This is a genomic window from Bradyrhizobium sp. HKCCYLS3077 (assembly GCF_051167555.1).
GTDB lineage: Bacteria > Pseudomonadota > Alphaproteobacteria > Rhizobiales > Xanthobacteraceae > Bradyrhizobium.
The window spans coordinates 34584-54337 of the sequence record NZ_JBNPTH010000013.1; the positions used below are offsets into that span (position 1 = coordinate 34584).

Annotated in this window: 15 protein-coding genes; 7 read left to right on the forward strand and 8 right to left on the reverse strand. The window is 63.2% G+C overall.

Features of this window, described 5'->3' with window-relative positions; translation table 11 throughout:
* Positions 1–136 precede the first annotated feature (136 nt).
* Together ACQR0Z_RS34335 and ACQR0Z_RS34340 are read left to right on the forward strand one after the other, a co-directional pair.
* Complete coding sequence (locus ACQR0Z_RS34335; RefSeq protein WP_434878521.1) at positions 137–1258, forward strand: DUF898 family protein; 1122 nt, start codon at positions 137–139, stop codon at positions 1256–1258.
* Positions 1233–2393, forward strand: a complete 1161-nt coding sequence (locus ACQR0Z_RS34340) for a M48 family metallopeptidase (protein ID WP_434878493.1) — start codon at positions 1233–1235, stop codon at positions 2391–2393. The genes ACQR0Z_RS34335 and ACQR0Z_RS34340 overlap by 26 nt, the downstream gene beginning before the upstream one ends.
* 223 nt (positions 2394–2616) lie before the next feature.
* Here the strand turns inward: ACQR0Z_RS34340 and ACQR0Z_RS34345 are convergent, their stop codons facing one another.
* Together ACQR0Z_RS34345 and ACQR0Z_RS34350 are read right to left on the reverse strand one after the other, a co-directional pair.
* On the reverse strand, positions 2617–3360 hold the full coding sequence (locus ACQR0Z_RS34345; protein WP_434921646.1) for a DUF2927 domain-containing protein: 744 nt from the start codon (positions 3358–3360) through the stop codon (positions 2617–2619).
* A 128-nt stretch (positions 3361–3488) separates the two neighbouring features.
* Positions 3489–4061, reverse strand: coding sequence for a L,D-transpeptidase (locus ACQR0Z_RS34350; RefSeq protein ID WP_434860040.1), 573 nt, complete (start codon positions 4059–4061; stop codon positions 3489–3491).
* Between the two features lie 279 nt (positions 4062–4340).
* Between ACQR0Z_RS34350 and ACQR0Z_RS34355 the strand changes: the two genes are divergently transcribed.
* Complete coding sequence (locus ACQR0Z_RS34355; RefSeq protein ID WP_434921647.1) at positions 4341–5888, forward strand: acetolactate synthase large subunit; 1548 nt, start codon at positions 4341–4343, stop codon at positions 5886–5888.
* 135 nt (positions 5889–6023) lie between these two features.
* Entirely contained in the window at positions 6024–6539 is a 516-nt protein-coding gene (locus tag ACQR0Z_RS34360; RefSeq protein ID WP_434921599.1) for a hypothetical protein, read from the forward strand.
* Positions 6540–6640: 101 nt separating this feature from the next.
* Here ACQR0Z_RS34360 and ACQR0Z_RS34365 read toward each other — a convergent pair whose 3' ends face one another.
* The 4 genes from ACQR0Z_RS34365 to ACQR0Z_RS34380 form a co-directional block, all read right to left on the reverse strand.
* A complete protein-coding gene (locus tag ACQR0Z_RS34365) occupies positions 6641–6841 on the reverse strand; it encodes a hypothetical protein (RefSeq protein ID WP_434860043.1) in 201 nt (66 codons plus the stop codon).
* Between the two features lie 234 nt (positions 6842–7075).
* Complete coding sequence (gene nhaA / locus ACQR0Z_RS34370) at positions 7076–8233, reverse strand: Na+/H+ antiporter NhaA (RefSeq protein WP_434921648.1); 1158 nt, start codon at positions 8231–8233, stop codon at positions 7076–7078.
* A gap of 82 nt (positions 8234–8315) precedes the next feature.
* A complete protein-coding gene (gene opgC, locus ACQR0Z_RS34375; protein WP_434921600.1) occupies positions 8316–9164 on the reverse strand; it encodes an OpgC domain-containing protein in 849 nt (282 codons plus the stop codon).
* The gene (locus ACQR0Z_RS34380) at positions 9161–9526 is read right to left on the reverse strand and encodes a hypothetical protein (RefSeq protein WP_434921649.1); all 366 of its coding nucleotides are present in this window, start codon (positions 9524–9526) and stop codon (positions 9161–9163) included. The genes opgC and ACQR0Z_RS34380 overlap by 4 nt, the downstream gene beginning before the upstream one ends.
* A 1168-nt stretch (positions 9527–10694) precedes the next feature.
* On the opposite strand from ACQR0Z_RS34380, the gene ACQR0Z_RS34385 reads away from it, so the two are divergent.
* Positions 10695–12443, forward strand: coding sequence for an ABC transporter ATP-binding protein (locus tag ACQR0Z_RS34385; RefSeq protein ID WP_434921601.1), 1749 nt, complete (start codon positions 10695–10697; stop codon positions 12441–12443).
* A gap of 196 nt (positions 12444–12639) precedes the next feature.
* Here the strand turns inward: ACQR0Z_RS34385 and ACQR0Z_RS34390 are convergent, their stop codons facing one another.
* A complete protein-coding gene (locus ACQR0Z_RS34390) occupies positions 12640–13428 on the reverse strand; it encodes a thioesterase II family protein (protein WP_434921602.1) in 789 nt (262 codons plus the stop codon).
* Positions 13429–14213: 785 nt separating this feature from the next.
* Between ACQR0Z_RS34390 and ACQR0Z_RS34395 the strand changes: the two genes are divergently transcribed.
* Together ACQR0Z_RS34395 and ACQR0Z_RS34400 are read left to right on the forward strand one after the other, a co-directional pair.
* Positions 14214–15188: a TauD/TfdA family dioxygenase gene (locus ACQR0Z_RS34395; RefSeq protein WP_434921603.1), complete on the forward strand. Its 975-nt coding sequence runs from the start codon at positions 14214–14216 to the stop codon at positions 15186–15188.
* 7 nt (positions 15189–15195) lie between these two features.
* The gene (locus ACQR0Z_RS34400) at positions 15196–19395 is read left to right on the forward strand and encodes an amino acid adenylation domain-containing protein (protein ID WP_434921604.1); all 4200 of its coding nucleotides are present in this window, start codon (positions 15196–15198) and stop codon (positions 19393–19395) included.
* 14 nt (positions 19396–19409) lie between these two features.
* Here ACQR0Z_RS34400 and ACQR0Z_RS34405 read toward each other — a convergent pair whose 3' ends face one another.
* Positions 19410–19682, reverse strand: a complete 273-nt coding sequence (locus ACQR0Z_RS34405) for a hypothetical protein (protein ID WP_434921605.1) — start codon at positions 19680–19682, stop codon at positions 19410–19412.
* Positions 19683–19754: the final 72 nt, after the last annotated feature.

The window sequence follows — 19754 nt, forward strand, 5'->3', positions numbered from 1 at the left end:
CGGCCGGAGCTTTTTTCCGGCCCACTTGCGTGCAAAATACGTCGAACCTCGGAGTCGCGCCCGCGACCAACAGACGAGGCGTATCGGGCATATTTTTATGTCATTGCGTGTGTCGGAGGCGTAAGCCGTGAACCAGATGAGTTTCGTTCCGGAGCAGCCTCCGCCGCTTCCCCCTTTGACGGCAGCGTTCTCGGGCAGCCGTGGTGAATTCTTCCGGCTGGTGAGCCGCGGCGCCGCGATCGAACTGATTACGCTGGGGTTCTACCGGTTCTGGCTGGCCACCGATATCCGGCGGCATCTCTGGGTCAACACCGCCGTCGACGGCGATGCCGCCGAATATACCGGGCGCGGCAAGGAGCTCCTGATCGGCTTCCTGTTCGCGATGGCGATCCTGGTGCCGATCTACCTTGCCTATTTCCTGATCGGCGTCGAGGCCGAACGCTATCAGGGCTTTGCCAGCGTGCCGCTGGTGATCGCCTTCTATGCCTTCGGCCAGTTCGCGATCTTCCGCGCGCGGCGCTACCGGCTGACGCGCACGGTCTGGCGCGGCATCCGGTTCTGGATGGATGGGTCGGGCTGGGCCTATGCCGGGCGCGCCATGCTGTGGACGCTGCTGACCGTGCTGACGCTGGGGCTGGCCTGGCCATGGCGGGCCGCCGCGCTCGAGCGCTACAAGATGCGGCACTCGCATTACGGCAATCTCAGCGGTGACTTCGAAGGCCGGGGCTGGGCGTTCTTCAAGCAGGCCTGGTATCTGTGGCTGATCGCGCCGTTTGCGCTGGCCTTGTTTCCGCTGTTTCCGTTCGTCTACGCGCAGTTCAAAGCGATCGAGTGGCGCTGGTGGGTGTCGGGCATCCGCTTCGGCGGCGTCCGTCTTGAGTCTCACCTGCCGGGAAATGCGTTTTTCGGCCTCTACTGGAAGGTGATCGGCTGGTGGACGCTGCTGTCGATCGCCTCGATCCTCTATTTCGCCGGTGTTGCGGTCCTGGTGTTCAAGTGGCTCGGGCCGGACGCCAACCCGCAGGACCTGTCCAACAACATCCCGATGATGGTGCTGATGGGGATCGGCTACATCATCTGGATCCTGGCGCTCAACGTCGTGACGCGCCTCTATCTGGTGCGCGACATGTGGGCGACGGTGCTCGAGTCGATCCAGATTCATGGCATCGAGGCCATGGCCGATGTCGCCGCCAAGGGCGATCTGGCCAGCGCGCTCGGCGAGGGGTTTGCCGATGGACTCGACGTCGCAGGATTCTGATCCCGCGCTCGGCCCCGCCGGCGATGCCGAGGCGCCGCCCGTGGCCGAGGTGCCGCCCGTCGGGTCGACCGCTCCGTCCGGCGGTCCCGCAACCTATTTCGACGGACTGTCGAACCGGCGCCAGAACGTCACGATTGGCTTTGCCAATCAGCTGGTGATGCGCAGTCCCGATAATTTCGTGTCCTGGCCCTATCAGGACATCCGCCGCGTCGACGGCCCCAGTGGCACGCTGCGCGTCAGCTGCCTGTCGGCCTCGCCGCTGGCGCGGCTCGAGATTCGCGACACGGCGCTGGCGGCCGAACTGATCGCGCGCTGCAGCCAGATCGACCAGAACCTGCTCACGCGCGGCGGCATCGCGCGGATCATCGGCTGGTCGCTGGCGGCCGCGGCCTCGATCGTCGCCATCGTTCTGGTCGTGCTGCCGTTCGCCGCCGAACGGCTGACGCCGCTGGTTCCGCCGGCCATGGAGAAACATCTCGGCGAGGCCGCCGTGGTGCAGATCCACGCGCTGTTCGGCGACAAGGCGTGCAACCAGACGGCGGGGCAGGCGGCCTTTGCCAAGCTGGTGACGGCGCTGCGCCGGCCGGCGGATCTCGACGACAGCATCGCATCGCAGGTGCTGGATACGCCGATCCCCAATGCGTTCGCGCTGCCGGGCGGGCGCTTCTTCCTGTTTCGCGGGCTGCTCGACAAATCGAACGATCCCGACGAGGTCGCCGGCGTGCTGGCGCATGAGCTCGGTCATCTGAAGCATCGCGACAACCTGCGGCAGCTGATTCACAACGGATCGAGCTCGTTCCTGATCGGGCTCCTGTTCGGCGACATCACGGGCGCGGGCGCGGCGATCTTCGCCTCGCGCGCCATGATCAACGCGTCCTATTCGCGCGAGGCCGAGGAGGCTGCCGACAGTTTTGCGATCGACGTCATGCACAAGCTTGGCCGGCCGACGCGGCCGATGGGCGAGCTGATGTTCCGGATCACCGGCAAGGAGGACGGCAAGCGCCCGTCGCTGTGGGCGAGCCACCCGCTGACCGAGGACCGCCTCGCCCGCATGCGCGCCGCCGACCGCCCCGCCAGCGGCCCGCCGCTGCTCAGCGCGGAGGAATGGAAGGCGCTGAAGGGGATCTGCAGGTAGCCGTCGCGTTCATGCGCCTTACGCGCGATTGGTTGGGACGATCGACAGTCTCTCATCCGTCATTGCGAGCGCAGCGAAGCAATCCAGAGTCCCGCCCGTCGCCCTGGATTGCTTCGCTGCGCTCGCAATGACGGGGTGAGAGCGGTGCGCATCAGCTTCGACGCGGGTTGAGCGATGACACGTTGAGCGACGGCACTTCTGGTGAGAAGGCGGCGCCGCCGCCTCACTCCGCCAGATTGTTGGTCTTCTTCACCCACGCCCGGACGTCCGTCAGCACGTCCGGCAGCACGGCCCGGACCTCGGCCAGCGTCATGCCGGCCTTGACGCGGGGGTCGTAGAGCAGGTTGAGGATGTACTGATCGTAGACGTCGAAATAGCCCATCGAGACGTTGTCGTTGAACATCGTCCAGGGCACGCTGGAGGTGTCGTTGATCGGCCCGAGCGACTGCAACAGCTCCTCATAGGCGCAGTCGAGGAAGACGAAGTCGCCATTGTCGACGGTCAGGATAACGTCGGAATGCTCGATCTCGAACGCGTCGTTCTTGCGGAAGCCGGACAGGCATTGCGGGTCGAGCGAGGTCTTGATCTCGCGGGCGCGCTCGCTGCCATAGGCCTGGCTGATGGTGTGGTAGAGGTCGCGATCGCGCACCAGCTTGACGCGGACATTGGCGTCGCCGTCGCTCTCGGTCATCGCGATGTCGAGATGACGGATGCGCGTGGCGATGTCGCCGACGACCTTGGCGAGCTGCGCCTTGCGGTCGGGGCGGCGGCCGTCCGCGAACACCCGCACCGGCGCGCTGTACTTCCTGATCCGGTCGACGCGGCCGGCGAGGTGATACTCCGCGCCGAACGCGGTCTTGAAGAAGCCGTCGATGATCTCGGCGTCGGTGAAGCTCTTCTTCTCGGCGCGCTGGCGCGCGGCGATGGCTGGAACCTCGGCGGTCGAGGCCGGCAATGGGATCGTCATGGTCACGAGCGCGGCCGCCGCCGCGGTCAGCGCAAGCGCTGTCCTCGGCAGGCGGCGCCAGGAGCGGCGCTGCTCCTGGCGAGGGCGGACGCTGTGGCCTTCGGACATCATCCCGATCGATCAGGCTCTCAGTTCTTGACGATCACGGTGGTGCCGACCGAGACCCGATCATAGAGATCGGCGACGTCGTCATTGGTCATGCGGAAGCAGCCCGACGACACCGCCTGGCCGATCGTCTCCGGTTCGTTGGAGCCGTGGATGCGATACAGCGTCGAGCCGAGATACATCGCCCGCGCACCGAGCGGGTTCTCGATGCCGCCGGCCATGTGGCGCGGCAAATCGGGGCGGCGGCGGAGCATCTGCGCCGGCGGGGTCCAGGCCGGCCATTCCTTCTTGGCGGTGATGCGGTGGACGCCGCTCCAGCGGAACCCGTCGCGGCCGACGCCGATGCCATAGCGCAACGCCTGGCCGCCCTGCAGCACCAGATAGAGCCGGCGCTCGGAGGTGTTCACGACGATCGTGCCCGGCGCATACTGGCTCTGGAACATGACGGTCTCGCGCGGAATCGGGCTGACGCCGCCCTGGTAGAAGTTCGGCCCGCCACCGAAGATGTCCCTGGTGTCGAACATTTCCGCCCGCGCCAGGCCGGCGCTGGCCATCAACGCGACTGCAGCAATTCCCAAAGCAATAGACTGCTTCATTTCCATCCCCTGGCAAACAATCGAATTCCGTTCGCAGACAGGCCATAAACGGTTGCAATTCGCAACCCACGGCGGCGTGAGGCCGCCATGTGAAGCCGATCCGTGGCCCAAATCCCACGGCGCGGCGCATGGTCGGAGCCCAATACCCTGTTAGCAAAGTCCGCGTATGAGCAGGGCCGTGATGGCAGCAATGCGGCCGGGCCCTTTGACGGGGCCGGCGAACAATGATTGATCTGCCTTAAGCTTTTGAATACGGCGCGGATACAGCGGGAGCGAATGATGAACGGTGCGGAAAGCCTGGTGCGGACTTTGGTCGCGGGGGGCGTTGACGTCTGCTTTACCAATCCGGGCACGTCCGAGATGCATTTCGTCGCGGCGCTCGACCGGGTCGAGGGCATGCGCTGCGTGCTCGGCCTGTTCGAGGGCGTGGTGACCGGCGCCGCCGACGGCTATTTCCGCATGAAGGGCACGCCGGCCTCGACGCTTCTCCACCTCGGCCCCGGCCTCGCCAATGGCCTCGCCAATCTGCACAACGCCAAGAAGGCACGCTCGGGCATCGTCAACATCGTCGGCCAGCACGCCACCTACCACATCGGCTTCAACGCCCCGCTGACCTCGGACATCGAGGGCCTGGCGCGGCCGATGTCCGACTGGGTGCGGACCTCGCCGAGCGCCAAGGCGGTGGCCGCCGACGGTGCCGCCGCGATCGCCGCCGCCAAGAGCGCGCCGCCGCAGATCGCCACGCTGATCCTGCCCGCCGACACCGCCTGGAACGAGGCCGACGGCATCGCCCAGGTTCCCGCTGATGCCCAGCGCCCGAGCTACTCGGCCGACGCGGTCGAGAAGGCGGCGAAGATCCTGCACGCCCACGGCCCGGACACGCTGGTGCTGATGACCGCGGGCGCGCTGACCGAGCAGGCGCTGACCTTCGCCCAGCAGATCGCCGGCAAGACCGGCTGCCGCGTCATGGGCCAGACTTACCACCCGCGCATGGCGCGCGGCGCAGGCCGCTTCTCGATCGACCGCATTCCCTATGTGATCGAGCAGGCGCTGCCGATCCTGAAGAACTACAAGCACATCGTGCTGGTCGAGGCCAACGACCCCGTCGCCTTCTTCGCCTATCCGAACAAGCCGAGCATGCTGAAAGCGGAGGGCACCGAGGTGCACCGCATGACCGCCTGGGGCGAGAACTCGGCCGCCGCGCTGGAGGCGCTCGCCGGCCATCTCGGCGCCAAGGCGGCTGACGTGAAGCCGCAGGCGCTCGCCGAGCTGATCAAGCCGACCGGCGCGCTGAACCACACGACGATTGCCCAGGCCATCGCCTATGCGATCCCCGAGAATGCGATCGTCGTCGACGAATCCATCACCACCGGCCGCGGCTTCTTCCCGCCGACGGCGGCAGCGAAGCCGCATGACTGGCTGCAGAACATGGGCGGCTCGATCGGCTTCTCGACCCCCGTCGCGACCGGCGCCGCGGTGGCCTGCCCGGACCGCAAGGTGATGTGCCTCGTCGGCGACGGCAGCGCGATGTACACGATCCAGTCGCTGTGGACCCAGGCGCGCGAGAACCTCAACGTCGTCACCGTGGTGTTCGCCAACAGGATCTACCAGATCCTGCGCGGCGAGTTCGACGGCGTCGGCGCCGGCCAGCCCGGCCAGCGCGCCCAGGACATGCTGAAGATCGACCGCCCGACGCTCGACTTCGTCGCGATGGCCAAGGGCATGGGCGTCCCCGGCCGCGCGGTCACCACGGCGGACGAGTTCAACGCCGCGCTGGCGGAAGCGAATGCCGAATACGGCCCGCGCCTGATCGAAGTGCAGATGTAAGCGCCTCGCCCACGACCCGGCGGCCGCAAATCGGCCGCCGGCCGATGGCAGCGTCATCGCCGCTTTTTAGGTTGGCGACTCAACGCGATCGCGTGTTGATGGTGACGTCTCCATCGTTTGTTCTGTTTGGGCGGCATGCACAGCGAATTGAACCGGTTGATCTCCGCGCTGCAGGAGTTCTATGCGCGCGAGCGCTTCATCCTCGACCGTGATCTCGGTGAGCGCGCCCTGACGCACCGGCTGGCCGTGCATCTGGAACGCAACTTCCTCGGCTGGGACGTCGATTGCGACTACAACCGGCTCGACGACCGCACCATGCTGCTGCCGCGCGGCTCGATCGTCTCGACCGACGACGAACTGGGCAAATCGATCTATCCTGACATCGTCGTGCACAAGCGCGCCGTCCCCGACAATCTCCTGGCCATCGAGGTCCGCAAGGCCAGCAATCACCAGCCGCTCGCGCATGACCGCCACAAGCTGATGGCGCTGACCGACCCGCATCTATGGTTTGCCTATTGGATCGGCGTGCTGGTGATCCTCGACCGCCGCGGTGTGATCACGCCCGAGGTCTATGTCGGCGCCCGGATCGATCCCGTGCTGTCGGCCTGGTTTGCTGGCCGATTGCAGCAGATGGGGCTGGCCTCGGGCTGAGATGCATCGGTCCCCGTTCCACATGAACAAGGGCCGCCCCTGAAGGGAGCGGCCCGATCTCGTGACGAAGCGGCGGGCCTGCGGACAGGCGCCGCCATCGCCTATTTCGACATGGCGTCGCCAGACGACTTCTTCGCCGCCTTCTTCTTCGTCTTGCTCATCTTCATGTCGTCTCCTCCGCCCATGGCGTCGCCGCCCTTGGCCGCCTGGCCGGTGGTCGTCATCGGCTTCTCGGTCGACTGGGCAAGAGCAGCCGACGAGACGAAGGCGAGGGCGGCGGTGGCGATGATCAGTTTACGCATGCGGAAAACCTCCGTGGGTTGGAAACGGTGCGGACCATAGGGGGATTCGAGCCGCGGCGTTCTGACGCACGAGTCAGGAAAACGTGAGAGTTCCGCCCTGCAATTGCCCGTTTGCGCCGTCCTCACGGGCTACGGCGGGGGCATTCTGTGGCGAATGTGCTCTGCGCAGGGACCCCATGCGCAAGCAAGCGAGGTCAAAATGGCCGGGTGGCGGCGATCCCGACTGATACGAAGCTACGTCGCAGCTATGGCGGCACGCCTCGCAGGCAGACTCAGCAGCGCCATGCCGAGTAGTCCGGACATCAGAGATCCCAGCATCACGCCGACCTTCACCTCGTTCTGAAGCGTCTCGGCGCTGGGAAATGCGAGCAGGCCGATGAACAGGCTCATGGTGAAGCCGATGCCGCAGAGGACGGACACCCCGTAGATCTGGTGCCAGGCCGTTCCGTCAGGCCGGTCAGCCAGCCCAAGGCGAATGGCGACCCACGTCGCGGCGAACACGCCGATCTGCTTGCCCAGGAACAGGCCCGTCACGATGCCGATGGTCACGGGCTCCTTCAGCGCCACCCAGGTCATTCCGGCGAGAGACAGGCCGGCATTGGCGAAAGCGAAGACAGGCAGGATCGCATAGGAGACCCATGGCTGGATCGCATGCTCCAGCCGGAGCAGCGGCGATTGCCCGGCTCCCGACGCAGGAATGGTCAGTGCGAGTGCGACGCCTGCCAAGGTGGCGTGGACGCCGGACTGCAGCGTGGTGAACCAGAGGACGGCGCCAGGGATCAAGTAGACCCACAAGCTGGCAACCCCGGCTCGATTCAGGATCAGCAGCATCAAGATGATGGCTGCTGCCGCAGCGAGCCATCCGAGGAGAAGATGATCGGTGTAGAAGACCGCAATGACCGTGACCGCAGCGAGGTCGTCCAGAATGGCGAGGGCTGTCAGGAACACCTTGAGCGATGCCGGCACGCGCGAGCCGAGCAGCGCCAGTGCTCCGAGAGCGAACGCGATGTCGGTGGCCGTCGGTATCGCCCAGCCGCGGATCGTCTCGGCATCGTCCAGGTTGAAGCCGACGTAGAAGAGGGCGGGAACAGCCATTCCGCCTGCTGCCGCAAACGCCGGGAGCGCCCTACGCGGCCAGCTCGAAAGCTGCCCCGTCAGGAACTCGCGCTTGATCTCCAGCCCGACGAGCAGAAAGAACACCGCCATGAGAGCGTCGTTGATCCAGTGCAGGATGGACAGACCTGCGACGTATTGCTGGAGCGTGCCGAAGTAGAACTCTGATGCCGGGGAGTTGGCGATGATCAGCGCGGCGGTGGCCGCGATCATCAGGATGACGCCGGCGCCCGCTTGACTGGCCACATGGTGCTTCAACCATTGAGACAATGACAACATCAGATGATCTATGCCCGCCACGGGCAGTCGGATCAAACCATGCGGCGGTGATGCGGATGCGGCCAATCGCTGCGGGCTCTCGTCAGGAACTTCCTGACGCGCCGGCGCTTGTCGGTCTCGCGTCGCGGCTTCGACCATCGATATGCTTGAACCAGCTCATGATCTTGGCTGCCGATGTCATCAGCACGATCCCGGCGAGACTCACGAGCAGCTGCAGGGCGACGCCGCCGTGAGCTTCCATGATGATGAAGTGCGCTGCGAATGAGAGCAGGACGCCGAGACAGAAGATCTCGAGCGAATGCTGGCCGCAAAGCACCAGCGGGCGAAGATAGGGCGAACGCAAGCCGGGTGTCCCATGCGGCACAAGGCGCACCACGAACACCGCCAGTGCCAGAAAGTGCATGATCCGCAACGGATCGAGACTCGCTTTGTCGATCGGATACATCCACTGCGCGAGCCATCGCGGCACCAGGATGGTCCACGCGGGGACGTGCCAGGTGACGACGATCGCCAGCGAGATCACGAGGGTGATGGCGGCGTGACAGGTCGCGCAAGACACGTTCCCGCTGCCCGACAGAGGGGCGTCATCGAAGAACTGCATGCGCAACATCTGGGAGTCCGATTGGTCCAGCTCGACAGCCGCGCCGTGCAGGGCGTTCACCGCAACAACAGACGCCGTCGTTGCCGAATAGTCGTACGAACCTCCCATGATCGACCATCTTTGCCGCCGCTTGCCGAACTCGCACGGACGATTTCGCAAATGGTGTCGACCATTGCTTCGCCCTGCAAAGAGAATTTTGCGGATTGTCCGTTGAGGTGTTGAAATCCGTGCCGGTCGGGCGGCTTCCCTCGGCATTGCTGTCAAGCTCTGAGCGTCAAAGCCTTCATTGATTCGACCTGCCAGCAGGAGCGGGGGAGACAACTGGCTCAAGTCATATGGCCCGGCATGAAGCAGCGAATGTCGATGCGCAAGGCGCTATCGAGCTGCCAGTAGTAGACTGGCCAGACCATGGTCCGACCGGCGCGGTTCGGTTCTTTGATGACGGCTTCTTCGGGTACGTTCCACCACTGGCCCTCGATCCGGACGCGGTACTGACCGTCAGTCACGTCCCAATCGATATCGGACAGAGCCGTTCCATCGGCATCGGAACAACACGGGCCCTTCTGCGAACGCAGGGTCTCGAACCAGCTCTTCAGGGGAGAGGAGGCGTATCGACCGTCGGCATCCCGCGCCTTGGCGTCGAAACTTTGGACGACCAACTGCGCCAGAGCCGTGACGGAGATAATTGCCATTCCAACACGCTGTCTTCGAAACGCGCTCGAAGCCGTCGGCATCATAATCTCTCGCAGGCGACAACTGACGTGCGTCTCAAAACGCTTGAACAAGCGCGATGCCAGGACCGAGAGCGTTGGCTGCATGATGAGCTCCTCCTACCGCGTGATGTCGAACAACTCATGGAGATCTGTGGCAGAAGTTCGGGGCAAATCGACTTGATAGTCGTGAATGATACGTCGAGTTGAGCGCCTCGACTGCAGTCAAAACTGGCGCGGACGCACGGGAAGAAGTCCCGATCATTTCGGCTGCGTCGTCTCCGCGCTATGTTTTTGACGTCGAATTCGAACGTGGCGACCTCTCCGCAACGAGTACGCTGTCCTGACTGCGTGTACTCCAAGGACCTGAAGGCCGCCGATCCCGACAATGACGACACGCTGGACGCGAAAGAGCTGAAGGCGGTGGCCAAGCTGTTGAAGTGAATGGCACCGGAGCGAAGCCGGTCCGCTGAGTCGTGAGGTCGCGCCGGGAAGTCGCCGTGGGCTCGTTGTTCTCGAGGGGAAGCCGAACATCTTCATGCACGTTCCGGCTTCTGCTGCCACCACGATATCGGAATGAGCAGGCATTGGCTTCGGAGCTGGCCACCGTGCGAACCGAGCCGGCAAGTGAAAAGCTGCGCAGCAGACGTCTTGTCGGAGAAAAACATCGAGCGTGATAAATAAGTCCTGCCTGCGCACCCCCAAGCTTGAATGATGGTCATTCGGGAATATTGAGCGCGCAAAAGAGGAGATCTTGCCCGAGAGTTCGGGAGAGGATGGAGGGGGGGCCGGCCCTGTTCTGGCAAGGATTGCCTGCGCAGATGGACCGATCGTTGCTGTCCAGATCGTGGCCAGGTTAACCATCGAGCTATCGACCGAACGGCCGGAGGAGCCCGGGCCTGTCTTTGGGATCGTGGATCGATTGGGGGCTGATCTATGCTGCTTGGTCACGGCTTCGATCTGGGCGGCGCCCGAAGCGAATGGCCGGCCTGCTCACGGCAATGCCGTCGGTCGCGATCTGTTTGGCATCTCGCTGTGCTGGACGGAGGGCCGCTGGATCTGGCGCGTGGGCTCCGTTGTTCCTCCGGACGACTGCGAGGTCGACGGTCCATGGCGTCAGCAAGCCGCAGTCCCGTGAGGTGTTCTCGTCATGAAGGAGTGGATCAAGCTGTCGGTGTGGATGTCCCACCACCTCCGGCTCAGGGAACGCCGTATGATTGTGGTGACCGTGCTGTGTGTGGTGATCGCGTCAGGATGCTTGGCGATGTCACCTCTTCTTCTCGGCCGACTGACCGATGACCTGCTGCAAGCAAGGTTCGGCTCAGGCTGGTACACCGCCTTTCTGGTATTCGGATATCTGGCCGCGATCGCTCTGCCGAGAATCATCGGAGTTCTCGTGCTGCAGCTCCAGAGCACATTGCGGCTCAATGCCAACAGCTCGCTGCTTGCAGGATACTTCGACTATCTTTGCGAGCAATCAGATGGTTTTTTCTCAAAGCGAAATTCAGGCGAACTGAGCCAGGAAATCGCGCAGGCGTCGAACGATCTTTACATCATCATACGAAGCGTCTCGTCCTCTGTGGTCGCCCCGCTGGTGCAGATCGGTGTCGCCATGGTCGTGCTTGCGGCCAACCGAAACGTCATCATGGCAACATTGATCGCGGTCTATGTCGTGCTGTTCATGGCGAACCATCGTGTCCACGGTCGAAAGCTCGGTGCGCTCAAGACCGGATCAATGGTCGCCGGCCGAAGGACCTATGCGACGCTGGTGGATTCGATTGCCAACATTCAAGTCGCGCGCCAATTCAACGGGTACGACCTTCTGCTCGCAAGGTACCGCAAGGCGCTCGATGAAGATCGAGATGCGCAGACCGCCTATTGGAACGTCAGCGTCCGGATGCAGCTTGTGAATGCGCTGCTCTTCGTCGGACTCTTTGGTGCCTCCTTTATGCTTGCTCTGTACGATGTGGTTCAGGAAGGTCACTCGGTCGGCAATCTCGTGCTTGTCGGCACATACGCACTGACGCTTCTTTCTCCGATTGAGACTCTCGGTAACATGTTCTCCGAGATCAATCGGTCGCTCGCGACGTTCGGACAATTCATCGAAAAGCTGTCAGGCGCTCCGGCTCAACTGGTCAGGCCCGCTCCAACGACCGTGTCTGCCTCGCCATATCCCGCGATCGAATTCGAGCATGTATCATTGACCTATCCCGGCGCACAGACTGCCGCCCTGAACGATGTCAGCTTTACTGTGTTGCCAGGCCAGCGCGTTGTCATAACGGGACCAAGTGGCGCAGGTAAGAGTTCGGTCGTCAAGGCCTTGACGAGGCAGTACCCGCCCGACCGCGGGGCAATCCGGGTGTTCGGGCACGATATTGCGGCCTTTGACGTGCGGACCTTGAATGAGCGCGTGGGATGCGTTTCTCAAGACGTGTTCCTGTTCAAGGATACGCTCAGGTTCAATCTGCTGATTGCACGCCCGTCGGCTTCCGATCAGGAGTTACGATCCGCGCTCGACCGCGCTGGGCTAGGCGATTTCTTGAGCAGATTGCCCGCTGGCCTGGAGACGCTTCTCGGTGATCGCGGTGCCACGATCTCGGGCGGCCAGCGACAGAGGCTTGCTCTTGCGAGATTGTTCCTGCGCGCCCCCGATATTGTGGTGATCGATGAGGGGATGTCCTCGCTCGACGTGGTGACCGAACGCTGGGTGATCGACCAGATTCTCGGATCATTCGCGGGGGCAACGATCTTGATGGTGACGCATCGACCCAGCGCCATGGTGATGGGCGATGCGGTCATCGTGGTTCACGACGGCCGCATAGAAGGATATGGTACGTATGATGAACTGCGATCTCGAAGCGATTTCTTTGCGTGCGTGACCGGCGAAGCGACCTGCTGAGCCGTGCAGGGTTCGCTCGTCAGCCGTTGCCGCGCGTTTCTGTGGGTTATCACTTTCGGAGCATGTCAAGGCGTCGATTGTCATCTTGCGCTTAGGCGACCGAAGCGGCCATGCGACCAGACCCATCGATTGATAGTGAAAATCGCAATGATCTCGCAGCTCGCGCGCGTGAGCGAAATGCCGATCTTGGTCGCAGCTAAGCCACCATTCGGATCACGATCGCAGCGATATGTGCCAGAACGTCCTTCTCAGCCGAACGGATAAAAAAGTGGTCGCCATCGAACATGTGCATGCCCGTGGGTTCCGGGGCATGTGTGGCCCATGCGCGGAGATCGTGTGGCGTCGTCAACGGATCACGGATGCCGCCGAAGACCGTGACCGGACATGACAGCTTCGGACCCGGCCTGTAGCGATAGGTCTCGCTCGCTGCGAAATCGGCGCGCAGCATTGGCAGCAAGAGCTCCAGCAGTCCGACGTGATGGAAGACTTCAGGAGGCGTGCCGTTCAGTCTCCGGAGACGCGCGATAAACTCGGGCTCAGGCAGGCCGTGCGAGGGGGCTTGCGGATCGGGCAGATGCGGTGCGCGCCGTCCCGAGACGATCAGGTGATGTGGGGCGGAATGCGAGGCAGTCATCAGCCGTTGAGCGACGAGGAAAGCCAACAGTGCGCCCAGGGAATGACCGAAGAAGCAGACGGGACCGCGTAGATTGGGAATGACGGCCGTGGTGATGGCGTCGGCGAGCGGCTCGGCTCGATCGAACGGCACTTCGGCGAAACGCCCGTCGCGTCCGGGATACTGGATTGCCCAGACGTTGCACCAGCCCGGCAGATGATCAGTCCATCGGCGTGCCATCGATGCCGTCCCCCCAGCGTGCGGAAATGCCAAAAGCGTCGCGCGGCCTGCTGAGGTGCTGCGCCACTTTACAATCCATGGCGTGTCGTTTGTATCTGTCACAGAGTAAGTCTCGGTGTGGGGACGTGGCATCCAGCTACGATTGATCCTCTACAGCGCCGGTCCGACGACAAAAAGAGTCTTTGAAGGGACGCGCGGTGAAACTGCATGATATCCGGCTCAGCCAGGGGGCCTTCGGCGCATCATGGTGTGACGAGCGAAAGTCATCATCGTAACCATGCCTGGACACGAGATCCAACAAGCGTGAGAGCGGTCCTCGCCGTTGTCGACTCTCGCAAACGTATGAGGCGTTGCACTAATTGTTCGAGAGTGGCGCGGTTGCATCAATTTTCGATGACACGGTCAGGAACGCGGCCTTTCGGGAAAGTTTGATCTTGGCCAATGGGAGCGGTCGCGACCGATCTCGGGAGAATCTGGAAAGGGCGGAGATGCCCAGCGGACGCGTCGTCGCGTGTGGTGTTGCGGTTAAAATTGGTTTCAGGCTACCAATTCCGTCCAAAGCGGATCGTCGCCGAATTCCGGGAGGGAACATGGTCAACTGTTATTTCAGTTCTCAGCAATGCTCGGCGATTGAACCACGTCGACAGATGCTGTCTGCCGTCGAACCGATTCCGGCAGCCTCGGTCGAAATCAGCTTGTCCGGGCCACGCTAGTTTTCACGCACTTCGTAGCTTGCTGCCGCAAGGCTCCTGACATCCATCGCAGATTTCATCGTCTCCGTAGGCGCCTGATCGACGATCGGCGCGGCGAACGATTGCGCTCTGGGCTCATGCTTGGACGCGTGCCTCGATGAATTCGCGTTTCGCGTCCGGATCACGGGAGCGGCGGAGGGGACCGTTTGGAAGGAGGCCCTCTTGTTGGATCGATCTGACGTGACCGCGCAGCCATTGCGGGAGGATGGGCGCCTGCCGCTGGTCGTGCGGCCGGTGAGAGATGGTCTCGAAGCTGGCCCGTTTCTGCGGGCCAATCGCGCAGCCGTCGACCATCTGCTCTTGCAGCATGGAGCGATCCTGTTCCGTGGCTTCTCGACCGACTCGGTCGAACGCTTCGAGATCGTCATCAAGGCGCTCACCAACGAGGTGCTGGCTTACGAATATCGTTCGACACCACGAGAGAAGCTTGGGGGCGCCACCTATACCGCCTCCGAGTATCCCGCGATGCATACGATTCCGATGCATTGCGAAAATGCGTACCAGCGCGATTGGCCGACGAAGCTCCTCTTCGCCTGCGCGCGCGCCCCTCAGACCGGTGGGCAGACGCCGCTGGCTGACATGGTTGCTGTGACGAGCCGAATTTCACCGGCTTGTTTCGACAGCTTCAGGACGAAAGGGGTCGCTTACCTCCGTAACTATCATGAGGGGCTTGATCTGAGCTGGCGCAACGTTTTTCAGACGGACTCACCCGAAGAGGTGGAGCTCATTTGTCGGCGGTTGGAAGTCGACTTCGAATGGGTGGACGGCGAGCGTCTGCGAACGCGGCAGCTCGCGCAGGGCGTCGCGCGCCATCATGGGCTGGATCAGACCATCTTCTTCAACCAGGCCCACTTGTTTCATGTCTCGAGCCTGGGCAGTGAGACGGCTGATGCGCTCGTAGAGACCTTCGGACTCGAGGACCTGCCACGGCACGCGTGCTTCGGCGATGGCAGCGAGATTCCGTCCGCCCAACTCGCCGAGATCAGAGCTGCCTTCGACGCTGAAAAGGTGCATTTCGACTGGCAACAGGGCGACGTCCTCCTGGTCGACAACATGCAGGTGGCACACGGCCGCGAGCCCTTTACGGGAGAAAGACTGATCCTGGCGTCGCTCTGCGATGCTTACTCCAAATCGCGATAGTCCGAACATGCAGCACGCCTCCAAGCCTGCATCATTTGCGTTCGAGCCCCTGTCGCAGCCGGTAGCTGGAGTTTCTAGGCCGACCTCCCTGTCGGCTGCCCAGACCGAAATCTGGCTCGCGCAGGCGCTCGCGCCAGAGAGTCCGGTTTACACGCTGGCGCAAAGGGCGACGCTTCCGGACGACCTCGATGTGGCCTCGTTCGAGCGTGCGGTGCAGGCGACGGTTGATGAGACCGAGGCTTTGCATGTGCGGTTCGTCTCGGGCGACAACGGCCCGTTGCAGATCCAGGGCGTTGCTCCGCATTGGAGCCTCGAGGGCGAGCGCAGCGTCGGGTTGCCACCGCCCGACATCGATAGGGTGATCGACGAAGCCTTGCGGTGGCCGTTGCCGCTCGCGGAAGGCGCGCTCTTCCGGTTGTTCCTGTTTCGGCGCCAGGATGGAGCGTGGGAGTACTGCCAGCTCTTCCATCATATTGCGATGGACGGTTTGAGTTGCGTGTTGTTCGCCACGCGGGTCGCCGAACACTATGGGAGTTTCGTTCGCGGCGGTCAGCCGGCGCCGCGGCGGTTCGAACATTTCGGCGCTCTGTTGGCTGCCGATCGCGACTATCGCAGCTCCAAGCGGGCCGAGGAGGATCGCAAATATTGGCGTGAGACGCTCGCGGGACTGGATGACGGGTTGGAGGGGCAGGCAGCCAAGGCGTCTTATGCGGCGGTTTTGCAGACGGCACGTCTTTGTCGTAAGCAAACCGCTCGGCTGAAGGCCATCGCGACCTCGGCTGGTACGACCCTCCCCAGCCTGTTTGGCGCGGTGGCTGGAGTCCTTTCCTCGGTTCGGAAGGATACCGACGACACCGTCATCGGTTTCGTCGTCGCCGGGCGGCCGGACGGTCCATCGCGGAGCATCCCTGGAGCGGTGTCCAACATCGTCGCCTTGCGGCTATGCGTACCACAGGGGCTTCGCTGGATTGAGTTGATCCGCTTAGCGGGCAGGCTGGTCAAAAGAGGGCTCCGGCATCAGCGAGCACGCCTGGAGGACGTCAGGCGGGATCTCGGCCTGTTCGGTCATGGCGAGCAGCTCACCTCGATCGTCGTCAACTACACGCCGTTCTATGGGCCCATTGACCTTGGCGCGTCCACAGTGCGCCTTCGCAACATGGGTAATGGTCCAGTCGACGATTTTGCGATCGTCGTCTATCACCACCCGGACGACGACGAGATTCTCATCGATTTCAAGGCGAACGGCTCTCGGCGTAGCGCCTCCGATGTCGCGCAATTTCGCCAGCAGTTCGAGTTTCTGCTCGCGGCTCTCGCCGTGGATGCCGATGCGCCGGCCGAGTCGGCCGCGGTCCTCGGACCAGGAGAGCGCGAGCGGATCCTCACGGGCTGGAACGAGACCAGCAACGCTCTCCCGGATGTGACCCTGCCGGACATGTTTGCCGCGGTTGTCCAACGCGTCGGCCGCGATATCGCCATCGTCGCTGGCGATGTGACACTCAGCTACCGCGATATCGACGAGCAATCAAATCGTATCGCCCGTGCCCTGATTGCGTTCGGCGCCCGTCCCGAAACGCGGGTGGCGGTTGCGATGCGTCGCTCTGAGCGGCTGATTCTGGCTTTGCTCGCGATCCTCAAGACGGGGGCGGCCTATCTGCCGCTCGATCTCGACAGCCCGCGTGCCAGGCTCGAGCTGGTTCTGGCCGATGCGGAGCCGGTTGCTATCGTCACATGCCAGGACGATCGCGCGAACATCGAGGCTTTGGTCGGCACCAAGCTCAACCGCGGCAGCATCTTCGTGCTCGATGATCCCGATACGAACTGGTGCACAGATGAAGTCTGCGAAGCTGCCGCGGCGGGCGTCGTGCGATCCTGCGCGCTCCTGCCCGATCATCCGGCCTATCTCTGCTACACATCGGGTTCAACCGGCCAGCCAAAGGCCGTCATCGTCACGCATCGTGACGTGGCAGACCTCGTCCGCGATCGCCGCTGGCAACAGTCGGCGCCTGTCCGGATGCTCGTCCATTCGCCAGTGGCGTTCGATGCCTCGACCTACGAAATTTGGGTTCCGCTCCTGAACGGCGGTTCGACCGTGGTGGCGCCTCCGGGCCGGCTCGATTCGCGAACGCTGGAAAACGTCATCGCTTCGCAGGGGGTGACGGACCTGTGGCTGACGGCTGGCCTGTTCCATCTCATTGCGGATGAGTCGCCGATCTCGTTCTCTGGGCTCCGCCAAGTCGTGGCCGGTGGCGACGTGCTCTCGGCCGAAGCCATCAGCAAGGTTCTAAAGGCGTGTCCGGATCTCCGCGTGGTGAACGGCTACGGCCCCACGGAAACCACCACCTTCTGCACGACCCATGAGATGACGGAGCGTTCGGCCCGGTCAGCGCCGGTGCCGATCGGCCGGCCGCTGGACAATGTCAGGGCTTATGTTCTGGATCGCCGGCTTCGTGTGTTGCCTGCCGGCGTGGTCGGCGAGCTGTATATCGCGGGCGCCGGGCTGGCGCGGGGATATTGGCGGCGACCCGATCTCACCTCCGAGCGCTTCGTCGCCTGCCCGTTTGGACCCGCTGGTGAGCGCATGTATCGGACCGGCGATCGCGCCTCCTGGCACCAGGATGGATATCTGATGTTCGCGGGCCGCGCAGATTCGCAGTTGAAACTGCGCGGATTTCGCATCGAGCCGCGGGAGATCGAGGCTGCGCTCGCCGAACTCGGGATCGGCCAGAGCGCGGTCGTGCTGCACAAGGGATCGGCTGGGCGCGATCTCCTCACCGCTTACGTCGTCGGCGAGGGCGCCGACCCGCAAATGCTCAGGCGGCAGCTCGCGACGAAGCTGCCGGACTACATGGTACCGGCGGTGATCATTAGGCTCGAGACTCTGCCATTGACGCCAAACGGCAAGCTGGATCGGCGCAGCCTCCCGGCTCCCAGCTTTACAAGCCAGGAGCCGATGGCTCCGCGAACCGCGATGGAGGAGATCATCGGCCGGCTGTTTGCGGACGCACTTCAACTCGAGACGGTTGGCATCCACGACAACTTCTTCGATGACCTCGGCGGCAATTCCCTGCTGGCGCTGCGCATCACCGGCGCTATCCGTCGCGACATCGGTGCAGACGTCGCCGCGACCGCGATGTTCACCGCGCCGACGATCGCCTTGCTGGCCCGCCATGTCGAAAGCTTCAAACCTGCCGCTGCTGCGGTTGCAGCCCCGGCGGTCGTCGCGTCTGGCGAGGCGATCGAGACGACGATGTCGCTCGCCGAAATCGAGACCATCCTCGAAGGGCGATTTCGCAACGAGTCCTCCGACGCCAAGGCCTTCATCGCCACGGTGACGGAGCAGGGTGATGAATTCCTGCTGTTCTCGCCCGGTGAGCGGCGCGCCAGCGATCGGACGGATGTCGCCTTTCCCCTGGGATCGATCTCGAAATTCCTCGCCTCGCTGCTGCTGGGCATGATGGAGCAGGCCGGCCGGATCACGATCCACACCGCTTTTGGAAGGAGGGTCCCTCGCGAGTGGCGGCTCCCCGAAACGCTTGCCGAGGGCATCTCGATGGCCGACCTGGCCACGCACACGTCGGGCTTGCCGGCCTATGTCAAAGAACTCGTGAATTGTTCGGAAGACGTCCTTCGCAACTATCTCGAGACGTTCGAGGGTGATCTGAGCGACAGAGCGTATGAATACTGTTCGCTCGGAATCTCGCTGCTCGGTTTCGCTTTGCGCCAAGACGAGGCGGATGACTACCTGAAGGTCCTGAAACGATATCTCCTCGATCCGCTCGGCATGACCAACACGGTTTCGAGGATACGAAGGACTTTGTCCGACGGCACCCAAGAGACGGGCTTCCATTTCTACGAATGCAGCTCCGACATGGCCGCCTCGATCGACGATCTGCACCGGATTCTCGCCGCCTTTCTGGCGCGCGGGTCGTCACCGGCCAAATCCGCTCTGTCCCGCATGCTGACGGTGTCACGGCCAACGGGGATGCCTGAACTCAATATGACGATCGGGCTTCGGTCGAGAACCACCCATGGGGATCATCTTCTCTATCATGGCGGCGGCGGCTCCGGCTTCCGGGCATTCTTCGGTCTCGCCCCGAGACGATCGAAGGGCATCGTGATCCTCACGAACCGTGAGATTCACATCGGCGATATCGGCCAGCATTGGCTCAGTCCGGCCTATCCGCTCATCGTCCCCAGACGCCCATAGCCGCGCAGGCTTGCTCAGGCCGGGGCGGCAGCAATCGCCTGGATGACGATCAGCACCGCGATACAGGCTCGCTCTCGTGTTCTTCCAACGGACGGCTCTTCCCCATGATGACAGGTCCTCTCGTTTCGCTCAGTGCTGCGCAGTTGGAGATCTGGCTGGCGCAGGCGCTGCAGCCTGATAGTCCATCCTACACCGTCGGCGAGGTGATCCATCTTCCCAGCGGCCTCGATCGCGGCTGCTTCGAGCGCGCGCTCCGGCAGACGGTCGATGAGACCGATGCGTTGCACGTTCCGATTCTCGCGCTCGGACCGGGGACCCGTCCAACGGCTCGGTGTGCGGCCGCGCTGGCATCTCGTGCA